Source organism: Marinobacter maroccanus, from assembly GCF_002933275.1.
Classification (GTDB): Bacteria; Pseudomonadota; Gammaproteobacteria; order Pseudomonadales; family Oleiphilaceae; genus Marinobacter; species Marinobacter maroccanus.
This window is the reverse complement of sequence record NZ_PSSX01000013.1, coordinates 16,208-34,149: the sequence shown is the minus strand read 5'-3', so window position 1 is coordinate 34,149 and position 17,942 is coordinate 16,208. Positions and strand designations below refer to the sequence as shown.

Annotated in this window: 15 protein-coding genes; 13 read left to right on the top strand and 2 right to left on the bottom strand. The window is 53.1% G+C overall.

All coding sequences use genetic code 11. The features are described from left to right. Positions 1 to 141: 141 nt before the first annotated feature. The 3 genes from KEHDKFFH_RS14005 to KEHDKFFH_RS13995 all read left to right on the top strand — a co-directional run bounded on the left by KEHDKFFH_RS14005 (position 142) and on the right by KEHDKFFH_RS13995 (position 4,959). Complete coding sequence (locus tag KEHDKFFH_RS14005) at positions 142 to 2,151, top strand: ATP-binding protein (RefSeq protein ID WP_241956518.1); 2,010 nt, start codon at positions 142 to 144, stop codon at positions 2,149 to 2,151. Beyond that, positions 2,148 to 2,819: a response regulator transcription factor gene (locus KEHDKFFH_RS14000; RefSeq protein ID WP_158253201.1), complete on the top strand. Its 672-nt coding sequence runs from the start codon at positions 2,148 to 2,150 to the stop codon at positions 2,817 to 2,819. Before KEHDKFFH_RS14005 ends, KEHDKFFH_RS14000 begins: the two co-directional genes overlap by 4 nt. A 118-nt stretch (positions 2,820 to 2,937) precedes the next feature. Further along, positions 2,938 to 4,959, top strand: coding sequence for a hypothetical protein (locus KEHDKFFH_RS13995; protein WP_104322470.1), 2,022 nt, complete (start codon positions 2,938 to 2,940; stop codon positions 4,957 to 4,959). Here the strand turns inward: KEHDKFFH_RS13995 and KEHDKFFH_RS20585 are convergent. Together KEHDKFFH_RS20585 and KEHDKFFH_RS20580 are read right to left on the bottom strand one after the other, a co-directional pair. Next, entirely contained in the window at positions 4,906 to 5,244 is a 339-nt protein-coding gene (locus tag KEHDKFFH_RS20585; RefSeq protein ID WP_422385697.1) for a nucleotidyl cyclase domain-containing protein, read from the bottom strand. The two genes, KEHDKFFH_RS13995 and KEHDKFFH_RS20585, sit on opposite strands and share 54 nt — an antisense overlap. Next, entirely contained in the window at positions 5,151 to 5,537 is a 387-nt protein-coding gene (locus KEHDKFFH_RS20580; RefSeq protein WP_422385696.1) for a GGDEF domain-containing protein, read from the bottom strand. The genes KEHDKFFH_RS20585 and KEHDKFFH_RS20580 overlap by 94 nt, the downstream gene beginning before the upstream one ends. 434 nt (positions 5,538 to 5,971) lie before the next feature. Between KEHDKFFH_RS20580 and KEHDKFFH_RS13985 the strand changes: the two genes are divergently transcribed. From KEHDKFFH_RS13985 to KEHDKFFH_RS13940, 10 genes are all read left to right on the top strand, one after another. Continuing rightward, on the top strand, positions 5,972 to 7,615 hold the full coding sequence (locus tag KEHDKFFH_RS13985) for a HAMP domain-containing sensor histidine kinase (protein WP_241956509.1): 1,644 nt from the start codon (positions 5,972 to 5,974) through the stop codon (positions 7,613 to 7,615). Continuing rightward, positions 7,615 to 9,003 (top strand): sigma-54-dependent transcriptional regulator, encoded by a 1,389-nt coding sequence (locus KEHDKFFH_RS13980; RefSeq protein WP_104322467.1) that lies wholly within the window; start codon positions 7,615 to 7,617, stop codon positions 9,001 to 9,003. Before KEHDKFFH_RS13985 ends, KEHDKFFH_RS13980 begins: the two co-directional genes overlap by 1 nt. Next, entirely contained in the window at positions 9,000 to 10,289 is a 1,290-nt protein-coding gene (locus KEHDKFFH_RS13975) for an ABC transporter substrate-binding protein (protein ID WP_104322466.1), read from the top strand. Before KEHDKFFH_RS13980 ends, KEHDKFFH_RS13975 begins: the two co-directional genes overlap by 4 nt. Positions 10,290 to 10,525: 236 nt before the next feature. Further along, entirely contained in the window at positions 10,526 to 11,806 is a 1,281-nt protein-coding gene (locus KEHDKFFH_RS13970) for an ABC transporter substrate-binding protein (protein ID WP_092029950.1), read from the top strand. Positions 11,807 to 11,941: 135 nt separating this feature from the next. Next, complete coding sequence (locus KEHDKFFH_RS13965) at positions 11,942 to 12,838, top strand: branched-chain amino acid ABC transporter permease (protein ID WP_104322465.1); 897 nt, start codon at positions 11,942 to 11,944, stop codon at positions 12,836 to 12,838. Next, a complete protein-coding gene (locus KEHDKFFH_RS13960; protein WP_104322464.1) occupies positions 12,838 to 13,788 on the top strand; it encodes a branched-chain amino acid ABC transporter permease in 951 nt (316 codons plus the stop codon). Before KEHDKFFH_RS13965 ends, KEHDKFFH_RS13960 begins: the two co-directional genes overlap by 1 nt. Beyond that, on the top strand, positions 13,785 to 14,588 hold the full coding sequence (locus KEHDKFFH_RS13955; RefSeq protein WP_104322463.1) for an ABC transporter ATP-binding protein: 804 nt from the start codon (positions 13,785 to 13,787) through the stop codon (positions 14,586 to 14,588). Before KEHDKFFH_RS13960 ends, KEHDKFFH_RS13955 begins: the two co-directional genes overlap by 4 nt. Continuing rightward, complete coding sequence (locus KEHDKFFH_RS13950) at positions 14,575 to 15,231, top strand: ATP-binding cassette domain-containing protein (RefSeq protein WP_014577372.1); 657 nt, start codon at positions 14,575 to 14,577, stop codon at positions 15,229 to 15,231. The genes KEHDKFFH_RS13955 and KEHDKFFH_RS13950 overlap by 14 nt, the downstream gene beginning before the upstream one ends. Before the next feature lie 9 nt (positions 15,232 to 15,240). Continuing rightward, positions 15,241 to 16,398, top strand: a complete 1,158-nt coding sequence (locus KEHDKFFH_RS13945; protein WP_104322462.1) for an iron-containing alcohol dehydrogenase — start codon at positions 15,241 to 15,243, stop codon at positions 16,396 to 16,398. A 33-nt stretch (positions 16,399 to 16,431) separates the two neighbouring features. After that, positions 16,432 to 17,901, top strand: coding sequence for an NAD-dependent succinate-semialdehyde dehydrogenase (locus KEHDKFFH_RS13940; RefSeq protein WP_104322461.1), 1,470 nt, complete (start codon positions 16,432 to 16,434; stop codon positions 17,899 to 17,901). Positions 17,902 to 17,942 lie beyond the last annotated feature (41 nt).

The following is a 17,942-nucleotide window of genomic DNA, read 5'->3' as shown; positions in this document are numbered from 1 at the left end:
GCAGGCATTGTTATTGGGCTAGCTCTTCTGCTTACTGCCGTTTACCTAGCCACTAGCGCTCCTTACCTTGAAATTGGAACCGAGCCTGGACACGAGGGGGTACGAATAACCCGCGTCCATAAGTCATCTCCCTTGGCAGGCATGGTTGAACCCGGTGACGAAATTATTGCCATCAGCCGGGATAACCTTGAACTTCAGCTGGAACCGTTTGATGCTGTGCTCGAACCAGACGACAGCAGCCACTTCGGTCCCTACAACCGTTTTTTTGAACGCCAGGGCGTGATCTGGTCCATCATTAGTCAGGGCAATTTCTCATTCGCTGTCCAGCGGAACTATGATGAAAGGCTAATCAATTACGAGCCAGAGTGGATCACTGTTTCGGTACCTCGGAACACCCGCCCTAGCGATTTGCCAGTAAGCTTCTGGTACCAAACGATGTGTGGTCTTGCCATCCTCTGGATGGGGATCGCTGCATGGGCCTTTGCCAGACATGAGCGAGGTCCTTTCTTTTACACCATGGCTGGCCTTGGGATCGCTATTGCCATCATTGCCAGTGCTATCTACACCACGCGCTCACTGGCGTTCCCCGCTGACCTTTTCCTGAGTTTATCTCGCGCGAACCAGTTCGGCGCCATGCTTTTTGCGGGCGCCGGTACGACGTTACTTTGGTATTATCCAACCCGGATCAGTGCCTTTCGTTTCGAGCGTCTTATGTACGCTTTGGTCGCCCTGATTCTCGCTGCCAATTGGGGCCAATGGCTGGACAGCCTAGACCTACTGGCCCGCGTGACACTGTTGGCATGGGCCGTCACTGATATCGTTCTGGCGGTCATCCAATGGCGGCGTACCCGCTTTGAACCGGTTGAACGGGCGAGATTGAAATGGTTTGTCTATGCCTGGTTCAGCGGCGTCATCGGATACCTGGGACTGGTGATTGCCCCGCAACTGGTGAGCAAACCTTCGCTAATTCACCAACAGTATGCCTGGGGCCTATTTGTTCTTACCTACCTGGGTATTGCGCTCGGCATTGTCCGCTATCGACTGTTCGATCTGGACCGCTGGATTCTTATGGCCTGGTTCTGGTTTGCTTGCGGGATACTGATACTGCTTCTGGATGGCATTCTGCTGGTCTGGCTGAATTTGCAGCACGCTTTGAGTCTGGTTATCAGCGTGATTATCGTTGGCTGGATCTACTTTCCACTACGCCAGGTGCTCCTCAGCAAACTACTGCCATCGTCACGTCGGGAAGACCTCTGGGAACAGTTGTCGAGGATGATCAGTCACGCTTTCGATGCCCATCACAGTGTGGAGCAACAGTGGAAATCCGCGATGCAGCGTTCCTTCAACCCGCTACATACCCGCCGAAAAAGTCTGTTCTGTAAAGATCCCTGCCTTCTGGATGATGGCCTGCGTCTTCGAGTGCCTTTAATTGGAGAGGGATCCAGCCTGGAGCTGAGCTACGCGAATCACGGGCACCGGCTGTTCGACCGTGAAGACGTCCAGTTTACCAGGCAGGCGATGACTCTGTTCAGCTATGTTCAACAATACCGGGAATCTTTTCGGCAAGGAGTCCGGACGGAAAGGGAAAGGGTTGCTCGTGACCTCCACGATGATGTGGGAGCGCGCCTACTTTCGATCATTTACCGTACGGAGGATTCGGAACTAGCTATCCTTGCTAGGGAGTGTCTTCACGAATTAAGAGATGTTATCCAAGGTCTGCAAAAACAGACGGTAACGCTGGATCAAAGTTTTTCACGGTGGCACAGCGAAGCCAGAGAGCGCTGTGAACTGTTCGGGGTAGAACTGGATATGTCCCTTTCACCGCAAGCATCCAACATGATTTTTACACCCCGTACTGACCGGAATCTAACGAGCATCGTCCGCGAATTTCTCAGTAACACATTACGCCATGCTAAAGCATCTCGCATCACGATCAGGCTGGACAAGTTCACAGAATACTTAGTGCTCGATACATCAGATGATGGCATTGGCTGGCCGCCCGATATGACTTACTCGCATCTGGGGATTGGTCTGTACAGTATCCGGGAGCGCTGTGAGGAGTTGAGAGGCCAGATGGCACTTTATAGTCCGATCAACGGTGGGGCTGGTGTCAGATGCCTGATCCCGGAGCAAGGAGAGGCGCAACCGTGAGACATGTACTGATAATTGAAGATCTAAAAGACGCACAGCGATGGTTGCGTGAGGCCGTACTGTTGGCATTCCCTGACGCTGAGGTTAGCTGCTGTAACACGCTGGACAACTCGCTTCACTGGATAGCTAAGCACGCGCCGGACCTTTGCCTCGTGGACCTGAAGCTTCCGGACGGCACAGGTGTTGACTTCATACGCAGTTGCCACAGTCGCCATCCCTCGGCTTATCAGGTTGTCACAACTATTTATGACGACGATATTCACCTATTCCCTGCTATTCACGCCGGAGCAAGTGGTTACCTTTTGAAAGATGAGCCCAAGGCCTCCATAGCTCAGGCTCTCAAAACTGGGGTTAATGAAGGCTCGCCACCGCTTTCCGCTCAGGTTGCTCGTCGTATGATCCGCTACTTCAAGCATAACGGCGTCGGCAATGAACCAGAAAAGGTCCCGAGCTCTTCTGCTGTGCATCTGCTCAGCCCTCGTGAGCAGGAAACCCTGACCCGAATTGCGGCCGGTCACACTATTGCCCAAACCGCGCAGATCTTAGGCGTCAGTTACCACACTGCTGCTCGGCATGTGAAAAACCTGTATGCCAAGCTCGGAATTAGTGCCCGAGCCGAGGCGGTTCGGGAAGCCATCCGCCTCGGGCTTTACGATCCGAACTCCTAATTGGGCCCGATCTTTGTTCCAAATATCCCGGTCTATCCCCAGTTCAGGGGATTCCGCTACCGGCCAGCTTTGCCATAGTAACCCTGCACCAAACCAATAACATCAAAGGTTAATCGATATGCATTCATTCAAGCAGTTAGGTTTGCTCTCGGCGATTACGGCCAGTCTGACTCTGGCCGGCTGTGGTGGTTCATCGAGCAGTGGTTCCTCAACCGACGTAACACCGGAAACAGAGGGGACAGAAGTAGGCGGAACGGTCTCAGCTCCCGGCGGCATGGTGGCACAGTTTGAACCTGTGTCCCCATTTCAGTTAGCGGCCGAGTTTTTCATTCCTTCTGCTGCGGCTTCCATTACTGGCTTGGAGCCAGTTGAGGGAGCCGATGTCGAGCTGATTCGTGTCGACAACGACGGTAATCAGGTTGGCGAAGTGCTGGCGCGCACAACCACCTCGATTACGGGGGACTACACGTTAAACGTCCCCGCGGGAACGAGTCTGGCAGGCAACCTGATTGTCCGGATTACGGGCAGTAACAATAACCAGTTGCGAGCACAGGTTGTTGAGCAGGATGTGGACATTGACCCGATTTCCGAATTTATCCTGCAGAAATTTATCGAGCAGGGGGCAAATCTTGAAACCCTGGAGACCGACAAGGTTGTCAAACTGCAGGGGCAGGCAGAGCAATTCGACCTGACTGCAGAAGCCGATCTGACGAACATGTTGGCTACACTGGATTCCCAGCTGGGTGACTTTGTGGAAGGTCAGGTGGACTTGATCTCGACGCCGGAAGGTGACGTGACCGAGATCGCTGGGGATTTCCGAAGTTCTGCACTCAACCTGGGGCTGCATGATTCCGACGGCCAGGGCTATGGCACATTCGCCATGGATATTTATGGAGATAGCTTTTCTTTCTCGGATAATGGAGAGGGAGAAGTCGGGGTAACACTCGACGTTGGATACTCTGCTTACGCCAACTTTGTCGGAGCCGATGACGGTACTCCATGGGTTAATTACTTCCCGGAGCCAGATGTCAACGAATCCGAATCTTTCGTTGCGACATATACCAACAATGGCGTTCTCACATTAGAGGGCGAATTCGAAGAAGAAATCGATGGCGATTTTGGTTTCCGCTTTCCGCCAGTTACCTATCGTCTGCAAAAGAACACGTCGAATAATCTGTTCTTCCTGCTGGCGCAGGAAGCGGTCGTCCGTTACCGCACCGTCGACACCAACAACGACGGTCAAAAAGACGCCATTGACCCTAACCAGAAGGACGGCGACGAAATTCTGCGATCACTGGAGTACTTCGCCCGACTCCCCGAGAATGCCACAGCCAGTGATCTAAGTGGTGACTTCGGCCTGGTCAGCCTGCTCACATATCTCGGAGAAGGATCTGGTATCCGCGTGGAAAGTGAGACCAGCACAGTCAATTTTGACGGTTCGGGCAACTTTGTTGTCACCGGTGGCTCTCTGTTCGAAATTTTCCGTGATGCAACCGGTAACATGACCAATCTTGAGGGCACAGCCGGTGACGACTCGGGCAGTGTAACGCTGGAGGCCGACGGCACCATCAGCGCCATTGGTGGCGGTGCGGCCAATGGCTTTGTCAACGACACCTTTGATTTTGTAGCGGTGCCCAATTTCAATGGAACCAACCCGGATGATGGAACCGACTTTGCCGAGTTCAACCACTCTCTGATGGTCAAGCTCCCAAACGGAACAGCTCCTGACCTGACAGACCGGACGTATCGGGTCTTCTTGCTGTCAGTAACCTTCGAAAATGACGGAAGTATCTATCTGAATTACACCGGTTTCGACTCCACGCTGAGCTTTGCCAGTAATGAATCGGCCAGTATTGACGCCAAGTACAGTTCTGTCGTCAAGTCAGGAAGCCTGGCCTCCGAGGTGGGGGTAGAAAACTTCCCTCTGGAAAACGATCTGACGGTGAGTCTTGACGGTACTGGCTCGTTGAACCTGACCGCTCCGCAAGCCAGTGGCGGCGACGGTGTAACTTCCATGGACGGCTTCATGAGCGCAGATGGCTCACTGGGACTGCTACGCACCTCATTTGACGCAGATGGCGCTGGTTCAGGAGCTTCGTTTAATGAACTGGGGCTGGTCGTTCTTGTAGAGCTGCCCTGAGAGCACCTCTAGCGAGGGAGGTGGCATTGACCACCTCCCCTCAATACACCACGCCAGTTTGTCAAGATGATTTGTCACAGATTTCGACCTCGTCAGATTATGAGGTCGACCTGCCCTCTTCGCCTCGTAAAGAGATTGATCGCACAGCGCCAGCAACTCAGATATTTCTGAAACTTCTCGACTGTGGCAACCTACAATTCCGGCGCTGATAGTAATCTGGATATGTTCGTTATCGGCAGCTTCGAACCTGAGGGCCTCCAGCGTTTCTCCAAGTCCCTCTGCCAGAATATGAGCATCTGAAATTGCCGTGTCGTGTGCGGCATCAAAATCAAGAACTCTTCCCCGCCGGTTCTTGCAAAAATATCTGTTCTCCTGATCCGTTCCGAAACGATTTCCGAGAAGCGCTTCAGAACGTCATCTCCCACAAGATGTCCATAGCTATCGTTTACGGCCTTAAAGTGATCAATATCCATGGAGATCAGGGAGAAGGCGCTGCCATATCGGATATAATTGGCCAGGTGGGGCTCAAACTCCGCAAGAACATGCCGGCGATTGTCTGCGCCCGTGAGCTCATCAATGGTCGAGAGATGTTGGAGCTCTTGTTCCAGTTTTTCTGATCGTCAATACTGATTACCATTTCGTTCCAGGTGACCGCTCCATCCGCTTCACGTTCAGGCTGAGTAATACCCCTCATCCACTTCGATTTCCCGTCTATTGGTACCCGATAATCACAGCCCCATTCGCAAAGTGATTCATTGGAGTACTCGATCGTATCCCTGACCACTTCAAGATCGTCAGGATGGATCACGTCGAAAATACTCTCAAGGCGCTCCACTCGGGTTCTACCCGTCCCCTAAAGACTCAATCTTAGATAGGAAATATTCCATGGCCAACCAACTCCCTATATGATCGCCCCATGAAAAGCATAATAAAACATGATGCCTCTACCCCACCTCGATTGAAGGTCCTCCGTCGGAATGGTCTAGCAAGGCGATATCTGTTCAGTGCACTTTTGATCGCTCTGGTGCCGCTTGTTGTCCTGGCGTTCATGTATGACACACAATATGTGAAAGCACTGGAAAAAGTGACAGAAAGCCGGACGAACGCTCGACTTGCTGGTGCGGAGAATCTCTTAAGAACTTTTCTTCAAGAACGAATCTATGAGCTTGAGGCTCTTGCCGACATACCTGAGGTTTTCGAATGGTTAACTACGGCCAGCCCCAATGAGGAGCCAAGTGCGGAGGTAATGGCACAGCTTCGCCAGGCTCTCGATAGTCCTCATCTGTATGGGGTTGTGGTCAAACCATCTAGATTCGAGTTGCCTCTATGGTACCTAACCCAGACGTTGCTGGATCAAGTGGAGTTAGACGGGCTGCCTCTCACTCCATTTGCCACCGGAGAGATAATAGGTCCTGCCCTCCCAACCGATAGTCGGCCCGGTTGGTTTATTCTCAGACTGAGTCCCACAGGGCTTAATCCGGCCCCAGATGCCTGGGTCGGCCTGGTTGTCCGCCTGGCGAGCCTTACCGATCAGGTGAAGGACCTAAGCCTCACAGGCTTGCAAAGTCCTCTTGTCGTTACGCCCCAAAAAGTACCGATTACTGCCGTAGGAAACATACCTGGAAACACCTCCCAATCGGCCAAGGACATCAACTCAAATGATTTCATCGAGGGCTGGCATATACGCCTTCAATGGCTCGGCGACCCTCTGCTAGGCCCCTTGGAGTCGGCGAGATTCGGGTTAATCCTTCTGGCCTCTGCAGCAGCTTTGGCCGTTATTCTGCTGTCCCGTCACCTCTCTAAAAGATTGGAAAAACAGGTTACGCCTTTGATTGAGGGAGCTGACAGGGTTGCTGGAGGAGATTTTGATACACCGCTACACACGGAGGGTACCGCAGAAATCGGCTATCTGGCTTTCGCCCTTGAACGTATGCGTCTTCGTCTTAGGCGGCTAGTGAAGAGCATGGTCGACGTTGAGCGTCGTGCCATACTCGGGCAATTCTCTGCGGGCGTTGCACACGAGATTAGAAATCCTCTCGCAACCATAAAGACTACAATTCAGGCCCTATCTCGGAAGGAGACGGATCCCAAACGCCAAAAATTAATGGAATCAGTTGACCATGAGATCGACCGAGTAAACGACGTTGTCCAACTGCTCTTGGATTACGCTCGCCCGAGAGAAGCCAAGGCCAGCAAGGTCAATATTATCGACGTTGTCGAAACAGTGAAGATTCTCGCGGATGCAGTGGCGCATCGCCATGGAATTGAGTTGGTGCAAGTTGAGCACGAACCTGTTTACGCCTGGGCCGACTCTTCACAGGTCCGCCAGATCGTTATGAATCTGGTGATGAACGCGATTCAGGCAATGGAAGGTATTGGCGGTCGGGTTACCATACGAACCAGGCAGCAAGGCTTGGCAGTTTATGTTTCCGTCAGCGATAACGGCCCCGGCGTAAGCGCGGACCACCTGAGCCATCTGACAGAGCCTTTCTTCACAACGAAAACCAACGGCACCGGCCTCGGTTTGGCCATTTGCAGGCAGCTCGCGCAAGCCAATCAAGGTAACCTTCGTTTCCAAAGCGTTTCTGGCGAGGGCCTAAAAGTAACTCTGAAACTACCACTTTATTTGAACAACGAGAGCCGAGGATCAGTTTAATGAGACAGCCAACCGTCCTCATCATCGATGACGAGAAGAATCTTGTTACCAGTCTGATGTTTTCGCTCGAAGAAGAAGAAATGACGGTTTTTGCCGCCTATGATGGTAATAGCGGACTCGCCGAGATCGAAAAACGAACACCCGACGTAGTCTTGCTCGATCTGAAATTACCTGACCAGTCTGGTTTTGAGGTTCTCGACAAACTCCAGGCACTCCCGGCTCCACCCATCACGATCATGATTTCGGCCCATGGCGATACTCGTGCAGCTGTCGAGGCAGTGAAAAAAGGCGCACAAGATTACATCACTAAGCCGTTCGACCTGGACGAACTGATTCTTTTAATTCAACGCAATCACAAGCATCGCCAGCTCACAGAGGAAGTGGTCTATCGGAGAGAGCGGGAAGCTAACGTCCACGGCCTAGTTGGCCGCTCCTCCGCCATGCGCAAGCTACTCGATCAGGTCGAGCGCATCGGGAAAAGCTCAGCGCGCACCATACTTCTCCAGGGACCATCAGGCAGCGGGAAAACTCTCATTGCTAAAGCTTTGCACGCCACGAAAGACAAAGCCGCGCCTTTCGTGTCGGTAAATTGCGCTTCGCTACCAGAAAACCTGCTAGAAGCCGAACTGTTTGGCGCGGAAAAAGGAGCATACACTGGTGCCGATAAGCGCCGAACTGGCTTAGTTGAGCTAGCCAACGGGGGCACTCTGTTCCTGGATGAGATTGGCGAGTTGCCGTTACCTCTCCAGGCAAAGCTATTAACCTTCCTCGAAACCCACCGTTTCCGCGCGGTCGGCGGTCAGAAAGAAATTGATGCCGATCTACGTGTTATAGCTGCCAGCAACAGGGATTTGCAGACTGAGGCTCAAGCAGGAACATTTCGTGAGGACCTGTTCTACCGTCTAAACGTTATGCCACTGACCATTCCGTCTCTCGATGAGCGCAAGGATGATATCCCCGTTCTCGCATCGAATTTCGCGACAGAACTTGCAGCGCAAGAAGGCTGCAAGCCGATCAACCTTACACCGGAAACTCTCACCAAACTCTGTAATTACGATTGGCCGGGAAATATCAGGGAACTCCGCAATACCATCGAGAGACTGACCATATTGCATGCTGGTGAGAGCATCAGTGTCGATCGGCTACCCCCTGAAATTATCGAGGCGGCTCCTCAAATAGAAACTTCCATTGCGGATAATGATTCTGAGCGCAACGAAAGACATGGTTCGTTGACCAGTGAAATCGCAAAACGGGAAGCTCAGTGTATTTTGGACGCATTGGCTCAGTCCAACGGCCGAAAAGGCGATGCCGCAAATTCTCTCGGAATATCAAGACATGCATTGAAAAGAAGGATGCAGAAACTGGGGCTCACCGGAGACGAACTGTGATCCCGATTTCCCGCAACCGATTTATCGGTATCCTGATTGTGATCTGTCAGGTGGCTCTTGTTGCATTTGCAATGCCTTCCAAAGCGCTGGAGTCTTTGGGGGCAAGCGAGGATACAGCGGATATTGTTGTTGGGTGTCTTTACCCCATGTCCGGACGAGCTGGTGTCCTGGGTCGAGATTCGGTGGTGGGTATACGGCTCGCGCTTCAATACATTGAGCAGCAAGAATTGCCGACACTACCACGTCTCAGGGTTTTACTTGGGGACACAAAATCCAAACGCTCAACCGCCGTTACGATTGCAAAACGGTTTGTCGAAGAAGAGCGAGCCACATTCCTGTGTGGCGTTGTTAACTCATCGGTTGCTATTCAAGTCACCGAAATCGCAGCTTCCGCAGGTGCGTTTTTCGTGGGTACCGACCACGCCTCCTCCAGGCTCACCGATGAATTTTTCCACGATCGCTATTTCCGTGTCACGAACGATACCCGCCAATCGATGACTGCTGGAGCACTCTTTATCCGGGACTACTTTGATGAACACTTGAAGAAAAAACCGCTTCGAATTTCCTACCTGGGACCTGACTACGAGTACGGTTATCAGGTGTGGGCCGATTTTCGCGAGGCTCTGAATAAATTGAGTGTGGATTACGAAATTACCGGTACGCTCTGGCCTCGGTTAAGTGAGCCAGACTACAGCCACTACATCAATGAGCTGATCCGACAAAAACCGGACTTGGTCGTGAATAGCCTGTGGGGTGGGGATTTCGTCGCTTTCGTCACCCAGGCTACTGACACCCGGCTGTTTGATGTTTCCCGCTTCGCAAACTTTGAAAAAGGCGGCGATTACGAGATTTTTGCTCACTTAGGTGATCGCATGCCTCTTGGATTGTTACTCGCATCCCGGCATCACAACAACTGGCCGGAGACTGATTTCAATCGGTGGTTTGTTCAGGAGTTTCAGCGACAAGCCGGTTACTATCCATCTTCAGGGGCGCAAGGCGCGTTCACCGGCATACTCGCAATTGCCGAAGCAGCCCGCCAGGCAGGCGGCGACTACGGAGACCTAGAAGGCATCGAGCGAGCTTTTGAACAATTGAGCCTGACTACGCCAGAGGATCCGCCAGGTTTCCAATCCTCGATGGATCCAGTTACTCATCAAATCCGCCAAGTAATGGCGATTGGTGAGACGGTAGAGGACCCTCGCTACCCTCCAGCGAAGGTAATGCTCGGTAATTGGCAAATCTATTACCCGTCTGATTACGAGCAAGTCCACTCTGTAACAGAATGAGCGAAAACCGCTCATTCACGCTCGCCCAACATGAGCGGATTTCGCTCATCTATTTCTGAAAATCCCTACTCTGAACTCTATCTCTATAAAAAACAGAAGCTTAGGAATATAGAATTTCTGGCATAGGGTGTGCAATCAGACACAGGCCGGCTTGAAAAACGTCGGGCAGGACACCGGAAAAAACAATACTGGTTGTCCAACCAAACGACACAAGAATAACAGTCTGGAGATCTGATATGAAACGTCCCCTGCTTACCGCAGCGACGGTCGCCTGTGCCATGACTACAGGTGCCATGAGCCTCAACGTTTACGCTAATGAAGAATACAAACTGGGCCTTGTAACCTTTCTCTCAGGCGCCGCTTCCGGGCCTTTCGGAATTCCCGCCAAGAACGCTGCCGACCTGGTAATCGATGCCATCAACGACGGCACCCTGCCCGCACCTATTGAGGGTAAGGGAATTGATGGTCGAATGATTACACCTGTCTATGTTGACGAGGCTGGCGGTGCAACGAAACAAACCTCAGAGTTTCGAAACCTCGTTGAACGCGATGGCGTCGATGCAGTCGTAGGCTACATCTCTTCCGGCGACTGTCTCGCCATCCCAGCGGTCGCTGAAGAACTCAAAATGCTGACCGTATTGTTCGACTGCGGCACGCCCCGAGTTTTCGAGGAAGCTGACTACGAGTATGTTTTCCGCACCCACTCTACCGCCAGCATGGACAACATCGGGGCGGCTCGCTACGTGCACGAAAACGTTCCCGACTTGGAATCTGTCGCAGGCATAAACCAGAACTACTCTTGGGGTCACGACAGCTGGCGCGATTTCACCGAGACTCTAAAGGTCCTGCGTGGCGGCGATCTTGAGATCACGACAGAACAGTTCCCCAAACTGTTTGCGGGCCAGTACGGCGCCGAAATCTCCGCTCTGCAAGTAAACTCCGCAGATGTTATCCACACTTCTTTCTGGGGTGGTGACACAGACGCATTCGTGCTTCAGGCGGCCGCTCGTGGTCTGCTCGCGGACAACCAGGTTATCTTCACTGCTGGCGAAACTGCTCTGAACAGCCTTGGCGACCACCTGCCGGACGGCGCCATCATTGGTGCCCGTGGCCCCTTCGGTCCGTTCGCCCCGGAAAGCGAACTAAATACTTGGTTCCAAACAGAGTTCACTGAGCGTTTCGGCACACCGCCGACGTTCCCTGCCTACCACATGGCCCATGCGCTGATTGGCCTCAAGCTGGCTCAAGATAAGGCTGGAGTTGGTGCCTCTACCGAAGAAGTGATCACTGCCTTTGAAGGTCTCGAATTTGACGGCCCAGGCGGCCGGGTTGAGATGAGCCGTGGTAAGGGCCATCAGGCTGCAACGGAGATGGTCTACGGCCGCCTCAAGCGAGTAGACGGTGAAATCACCTTTACCGACATTACCCGCTACCCGGCAGATTGCGTCAACCCGCCGGAAGGCGCAGAGACCGTAGAGTGGATCAAGGCCGGCATGCCAGGTGCCGAGTGTAACTGAGTCCACTGACCTAGCAACATGCTCATCGGGACCACCCGGTCCCGATGAGGCTTTCCAACGATCTTTCACTCCTCCCCGACCGGAAGATGGCCCGGACGGCAGGCGAGGTCTGTGCGAAGCATCGGGAGTCTTACAATGAAACAACTTCTTGCAATACTGGTGGATGGTTCAGTCTATGCCTCATGGCTGTTCATCATTTCTGCCGGTCTTACCCTGATTTACGGGGTCATGCGAATACTCAATATGTCTCATGGCAGCTTTTACGCCCTTGGTGCGTACTCGGGTGCTGCCATGGTTGGCTGGTATTTTTCTACCGGCTCTGTTCCCTGGTTCAGCTTCGTCGCGCTGATCGCCGCCGCCCTTGTAGCCGGCATTTCCGTGGGGCTCTTGGTTGAACGAGGCCTTCTGCGATTCATGTACGGCAGGGACGAGGTCGTCATGATCCTGGTCACCTATGGCGTCCTGCTCATTATGGAAGATGCCATCAAGCTAATATGGGGTGTCGAGCCCTACTTTGCTTACCAACCCTACACCCTACTGGGTCGAACCAAGTTCGCCGGATTATCCTTCGCCAATTACGATTTCATGCTTATCGGCGTGAGCATCCTGATCGGGCTCGCTCTCTGGTATGGCCTGAACCGCACCCGCAACGGGAAACTGCTTCGAGTAGTCATTCACGATCGTGAGATAGCCAGCGCACTCGGCATTAACGTCGCCCGGATTTTCACAATCACTTTCCTGATCGGCGCGGGTATCGGATCTTTAGCCGGTGCTCTCACTGCTCCCGGTCTCTCCGTCGTGCCTGGTATGGGCATAGAGGTGATCGTGCTCGCATTCGCTGTGGTAGTGATTGGCGGTCTTGGCAGTATCACTGGCGCCCTTGTGGGTGCTCTGATCGTGGGCATGGCCCGAGCTGCGGCTGTACATCTTTATCCCGATGTTGAATTGTTCGTTATCTACGCGGTCATGGGGCTCGTGTTGGCATTTCGCCCACAAGGCCTGTTTGCCGTTGCCAACGCGAGGAAAATCTGATGAAAACAAGATCCCTAGCGCTTTTATTCGTACTCGGGTTGGTAGTCATTGCAGGCGGCCTCCTGCTACCGCAGTGGATGTCCTACCTTTTTACCATCGCGATGGGCAAAGGCCTCGTAGTACTCGGCCTGGTGCTTCTCATGCGCGCTGGCCTGGTTTCCTTTGGCCAAGGCCTCTACTACTGCGTAGGCGCCTACGTTGCCGGCATGCTGACCCAGTTCGTGGGAGTCACTGACATTCTGGTCATCATGCTTGCGTCTGTTGCCGTCAGCGTTGCCATAGCAGCCATCATCGGCCTGCTACTATGCCGGTATCGAGAGATCTTCTTCGCCATGTTTTCGATGGCATTCTCGATGATTCTGTATGGCTTGCTGGTGCGCAATCAGTTCCTTGGGTCTACTGATGGTTTTAACGTTGCCAATCCCAGCCTATTGGGTTGGACTCCGGGTGCTGAAGCTTCATCAGACCTGGTTCTGATTGTCGCAGTATGCCTCGTAATCGTTCTTGGAGCTGTCGCATGGCGGTACCTGAAATCTCTATCGGGTTACGCCGGTGAGGCCGTTCGAGAAAACGAAATTCGGTTGGAATATCTGGGCGGCTCTGTGTTCCGTGTGGTGTATGTAAAGTACATAATCGCGGCGGCCCTGGCTGCTATTGGTGGCACTATTACCGCTCTGGTAAGCGGTCACGTAGATCCAGAGATGGCGTATTGGACCACTTCAGGCGAGTTTGTATTTATAGCGCTGATGGGCGGGACTGCTCATGTTGCAGCCCCGATCGTTGCAGCCGTTCTGTTTGAGGCCCTGCGCACTTATGCGTTCGCCGTGTCGCCTTACACCTGGCAAATGATTCTGGGCTTTGCCCTGCTGGCAATCATCCTGTTCATGCCATCCGGTCTGTGGTCTCTGGTTGAACGATTCCAAAACAAGAAAGCGAGGAAAACGTCATGAGCGCTTTGTTGAAAACGGTCAATCTGGAGCGAACGTTTGGCGCAGTCACTGCTGCCACCGACATCAATGTTGAACTGAATACAGGCGAGGTAGTTGGAGTTATCGGCTCCAACGGGGCTGGCAAAACCACCTTCATCAATATGGTGACGGGCTATATCCAGCCGTCCGGTGGCGACATTCTCGTGCGCGGTAAATCCATCATCGGGAAGTCACCCAGGGACGTCTCGTTGGCGGGCGTTGGTCGCTCCTTTCAGGTGCCTCAACTATTCCAGGAACTGACGGTTTTGGAGAATATGCTGATTGCATTCGGTTTCTCCGTCGACCGCAAATTGAGCTTTCTTAAGCCTCTCAGATCCAAGGAAAAAGTCGAAAAGGCCCTTTCTGTACTGCGCGAGTATGAAATCGAGCAGTACGCGGAGGAGGTTGTATCTACTCTGCCCCAAGGAGTTCGCAAGCTGTTGGACATTGCAATGGCAATGCTCGCCGAGCCCGGGCTGATGCTGCTGGATGAACCAACCTCAGGCGTTGCCATCGAGGATAAATTCCTGCTGATGGACACGGTTATGGCAGCTGTCCGGAAAAGTGATGCTGCAACGATGTTCGTGGAGCACGATATGGAAGTCGTTCTGCGTTACGCTGACCGAGTTCTCGCGTTTTACGACGGCCGGGTTCTCGCGGATGGTCCCACCCAAACCGTTTTGTCTGACGCCAAAGTCCAAGAATTGGTGGTTGGGCATCACCTCGATCTGAGCGAAAACGAGGCCAGCACCAGCAAGGAGTCTGCCCATGTTAGAACTTAAGAATGTCACTACGGAGATTGCCGGTACCACTATTCTCCGTGACGTCAGCTTTTCCGTCAGCAAGGGTTCTATGGTCGGGCTGATTGGGCGCAACGGCGCCGGAAAGACGACCTCACTCCGATCAATTATGGGCCTCATCAAGCCGAAAGCGGGCCAGGTACTGATCAATGGCGAGGACATGACCAATCAGGGTTCTTATGAGCGCGCGGGCATGTCCATTGGCTATATGCCAGAGGATCGTCGTCTCGTACCTGATCTGACGGTCGAAGAAAACATCATGGCACCAGCATGGGCCTGCCAACTCGTCAACGCAGAAGCCAGACTTGCCTGGATCTACGAAATGATGCCAGAGGTAGAGTCCTTCTCTGATCGACGAGCGCTCCAATTATCTGGCGGCCAGCAAAAGCTCGTTGCCCTGGCCCGAGCAATGATGACTGGAACCAACTTGCTGCTACTGGACGAACCATTCGAGGGCGTGGCACCGGCACTATCCAGACGACTCGCAAGTGTCTTGAGCACTCTCAAAGATGAAGGCCTAACCGTGTTGCTGTCTGAATCGGATCAATCACATTCCGCAGATCTAGTCGACAAAGCCTTTCAGATCGAACGTGGAAGCGTCGAACCGATTGCGTCGCTGACTTAGGAGGAACAAATGACTGCATTTACGTTTAACACAACCAAAAGCGTTATTTGCGAACCCGGCGCGATCAAGCGCCTCGGGCAAATCGTCAAAGAGCACATGGGCAAAAAGGTACTGCTAGTTACAGATCCCGGGCTGATCAAAGCGGGACTGCTCGACGTGGCTACAACGTCCCTCAACGAGGCAGGCGTGCGATATGAGCTATTCGATGGAGTGGTTGCCGACCCGCCTGTATCTGTCGTAGAGGCAGCGCTAGCTGACGCGCTGGAAGCAGGGGTAGATGGTGTTATTGGATTTGGTGGCGGCTCATCCATGGATGTTGCCAAACTAATTGCGCTTCTTATTGGCGGCGGAGAAAAGCTTGACGACGTGTATGGTGTTGGACAGGCCAAAGGCCAACGTTTACCACTGATTCAAATTCCAACCACAGCAGGAACAGGCTCAGAGGTCACCCCGATCTCAATAATTACTGTTGGTGAAACTGAGAAAAAAGGCGTTGTTGCGCCTCAGCTGCTTCCTGACATCGCTCTTCTGGATGCAGAGTTGACACTCGGGCTTCCGGCTCACGTGACCGCGGCTACCGGAATCGATGCCATGGTTCATTCAATCGAAAGCTATACGTCAGCTTCAGCAAACAACAATCCAGTTTCCAAGGCGCTCGCTCGCGAAGCCCTCCGCTTGCTCGGAGCCAATATCGAGACAGCCGTGAAGGATGGCAGCAATGTCAAGGCTCGCTCTGACATGCTGCTCGGAGCGATGCTTGCCGGCCAAGCTTTTGCGAACTCGCCCGTAGCTGCAGTGCATGCTCTGGCCTACCCTATCGGCGGAATTTTCCATGTACCCCATGGCCTTTCCAACGCACTGGTGCTGCCTCACGTCATGCGTTTTAACGCGGAGACTTGTGACAAAGCCTATGCAATTCTGGCGACCGATGTCTTTCCGGATCTGGCAACTGCACCTGTCGATCAGAGGGTTAATCAGTTCATCGACCGTCTTGAGGCTCTAAGCGCTGATCTGGGGCTAGAGCAAACTCTGCGTGAGGTCGGGATTGGGGAGTCAGATCTGGCCACCTTGGCTTCAGATGCCATGAAGCAAACTCGGCTGCTTGTGAACAACCCCAGGGAAGTGTCTGAAACTGATGCCTTGGCAATCTACAAGGCCGCTTTCTGATTCGGTCAAATTTTTAATTGATTGAGGTTACTCATGTCTCTTGAATTAAAGAATCGCGAACTTCTGCGCGAACAGGCATATATCAATGGCCAATGGATAATGGCTAAATCGGGGAAGACTTTTGCCGTGACCAATCCGGCCAACGGTGATCAGTTGGCAACGGTGCCGGACATGGATGATACCGACACTCGTGTAGCGATTGAGGCGGCAGAAGCCGCCTGGCCGGCATGGCGTTCCACCCCGGCTAAAGAACGAGCCAACATACTGCGCAAATGGTTCAATCTACTCATGGCCAACCAAGAGGATCTTGCTCGTCTGATGACCGCTGAGCAAGGAAAGCCTCTGGCGGAATCCCGAGGCGAAGTTGGTTACGGTGCAAGCTTTATCGAATGGTTCGCCGAGGAAGCGAAACGGGCTTACGGCGATGTCATACCAGGGCATGGAAAGGACAAACGCATTGTTGTCATCAAACAACCGGTTGGTGTAGTAGCGGCTATCACTCCGTGGAACTTTCCGATAGCGATGATTACTCGTAAAGTTGCGCCAGCTCTCGCTGCGGGCTGCCCTGTAGTGGTGAAGCCCGCCGAGGATACACCTCTCTCCGCATTGGCCATCACCGCACTGGCGGAAGAAGCCGGTGTACCGGCCGGTCTGATCAACATCATCACATGTTCCAAACCTAATGCAGTCTCTGTAGGTAGCGAGCTGACAGGTAATCCTATTGTGCGCAAGGTTTCGTTTACCGGATCTACGCCGGTCGGAAAGCTCCTGATGCGACAAGCGAGCGACACCGTCAAAAAGGTCAGCTTGGAACTTGGTGGCAATGCCCCCTTCATTGTTTTCGATGATGCCGATTTGGATGCGGCTGTTGCAGGCCTTATGGCCTCGAAATACCGCAACACAGGACAGACCTGCGTCTGCGCAAACCGAGTTTACGTTCAGGCCGGCGTTTACAACGCCTTTACCGAGAAACTAAAGACTGCGGTCAGTAAAATGGTGGTGGGTCCCGGCCTCGAAGGCGAAACGCAGCAGGGCCCACTCATCAACGATGCCGCGCTTACTAAGGTCAAACGACACATTGAAGACGCTAAATCGAAGGGGGCAAAGGTTGTTATGGGTGGCCAAGCTCATGCCCTCGGCGGTACCTTCTTTGAACCCACAATCCTCACCGATGCCACGCAGGAAATGCTGATCGCCCGAGAGGAGACTTTCGGGCCCGTTGCGCCGTTGTTCAGGTTTGGAACCGACGACGAGGCAATCTCCATGGCAAATGATTCCGAGTTCGGCTTATCAGCCTATTTTTACAGCCGGGATATCCATCGTGTATGGCGCATGGCGGAAGAACTGGAATCAGGAATGATTGGCGTCAACGAAGGCATTATCTCTACAGAAGTGGCTCCATTTGGCGGGGTAAAGGAAAGCGGCCTTGGCCGGGAAGGCTCCCACTACGGTCTGGATGAGTACATGGAGCTTAAATACCTGTGCCTGGGCGGAATGAAATAAATCCCAAATAAACCAGGGTGCCCCGATGTCAGGAATCGAGG

What these genes read in the sequence shown, in the direction of transcription:
- KEHDKFFH_RS14005 (WP_241956518.1), top strand. Translation starts at nt 142, where the DNA reads ATGGTTGAACCCGGTGACGAAATTATTGCCATCAGCCGGGATAACCTT.
- KEHDKFFH_RS13995 (WP_104322470.1), top strand. Translation starts at nt 2,938, where the DNA reads ATGCATTCATTCAAGCAGTTAGGTTTGCTCTCGGCGATTACGGCCAGT.
- KEHDKFFH_RS13980 (WP_104322467.1), top strand. Translation starts at nt 7,615, where the DNA reads ATGAGACAGCCAACCGTCCTCATCATCGATGACGAGAAGAATCTTGTT.
- KEHDKFFH_RS13970 (WP_092029950.1), top strand. Translation starts at nt 10,526, where the DNA reads ATGAAACGTCCCCTGCTTACCGCAGCGACGGTCGCCTGTGCCATGACT.
- KEHDKFFH_RS13965 (WP_104322465.1), top strand. Translation starts at nt 11,942, where the DNA reads ATGAAACAACTTCTTGCAATACTGGTGGATGGTTCAGTCTATGCCTCA.
- KEHDKFFH_RS13960 (WP_104322464.1), top strand. Translation starts at nt 12,838, where the DNA reads ATGAAAACAAGATCCCTAGCGCTTTTATTCGTACTCGGGTTGGTAGTC.
- KEHDKFFH_RS13955 (WP_104322463.1), top strand. Translation starts at nt 13,785, where the DNA reads ATGAGCGCTTTGTTGAAAACGGTCAATCTGGAGCGAACGTTTGGCGCA.
- KEHDKFFH_RS13950 (WP_014577372.1), top strand. Translation starts at nt 14,575, where the DNA reads ATGTTAGAACTTAAGAATGTCACTACGGAGATTGCCGGTACCACTATT.
- KEHDKFFH_RS13945 (WP_104322462.1), top strand. Translation starts at nt 15,241, where the DNA reads ATGACTGCATTTACGTTTAACACAACCAAAAGCGTTATTTGCGAACCC.
- KEHDKFFH_RS13940 (WP_104322461.1), top strand. Translation starts at nt 16,432, where the DNA reads ATGTCTCTTGAATTAAAGAATCGCGAACTTCTGCGCGAACAGGCATAT.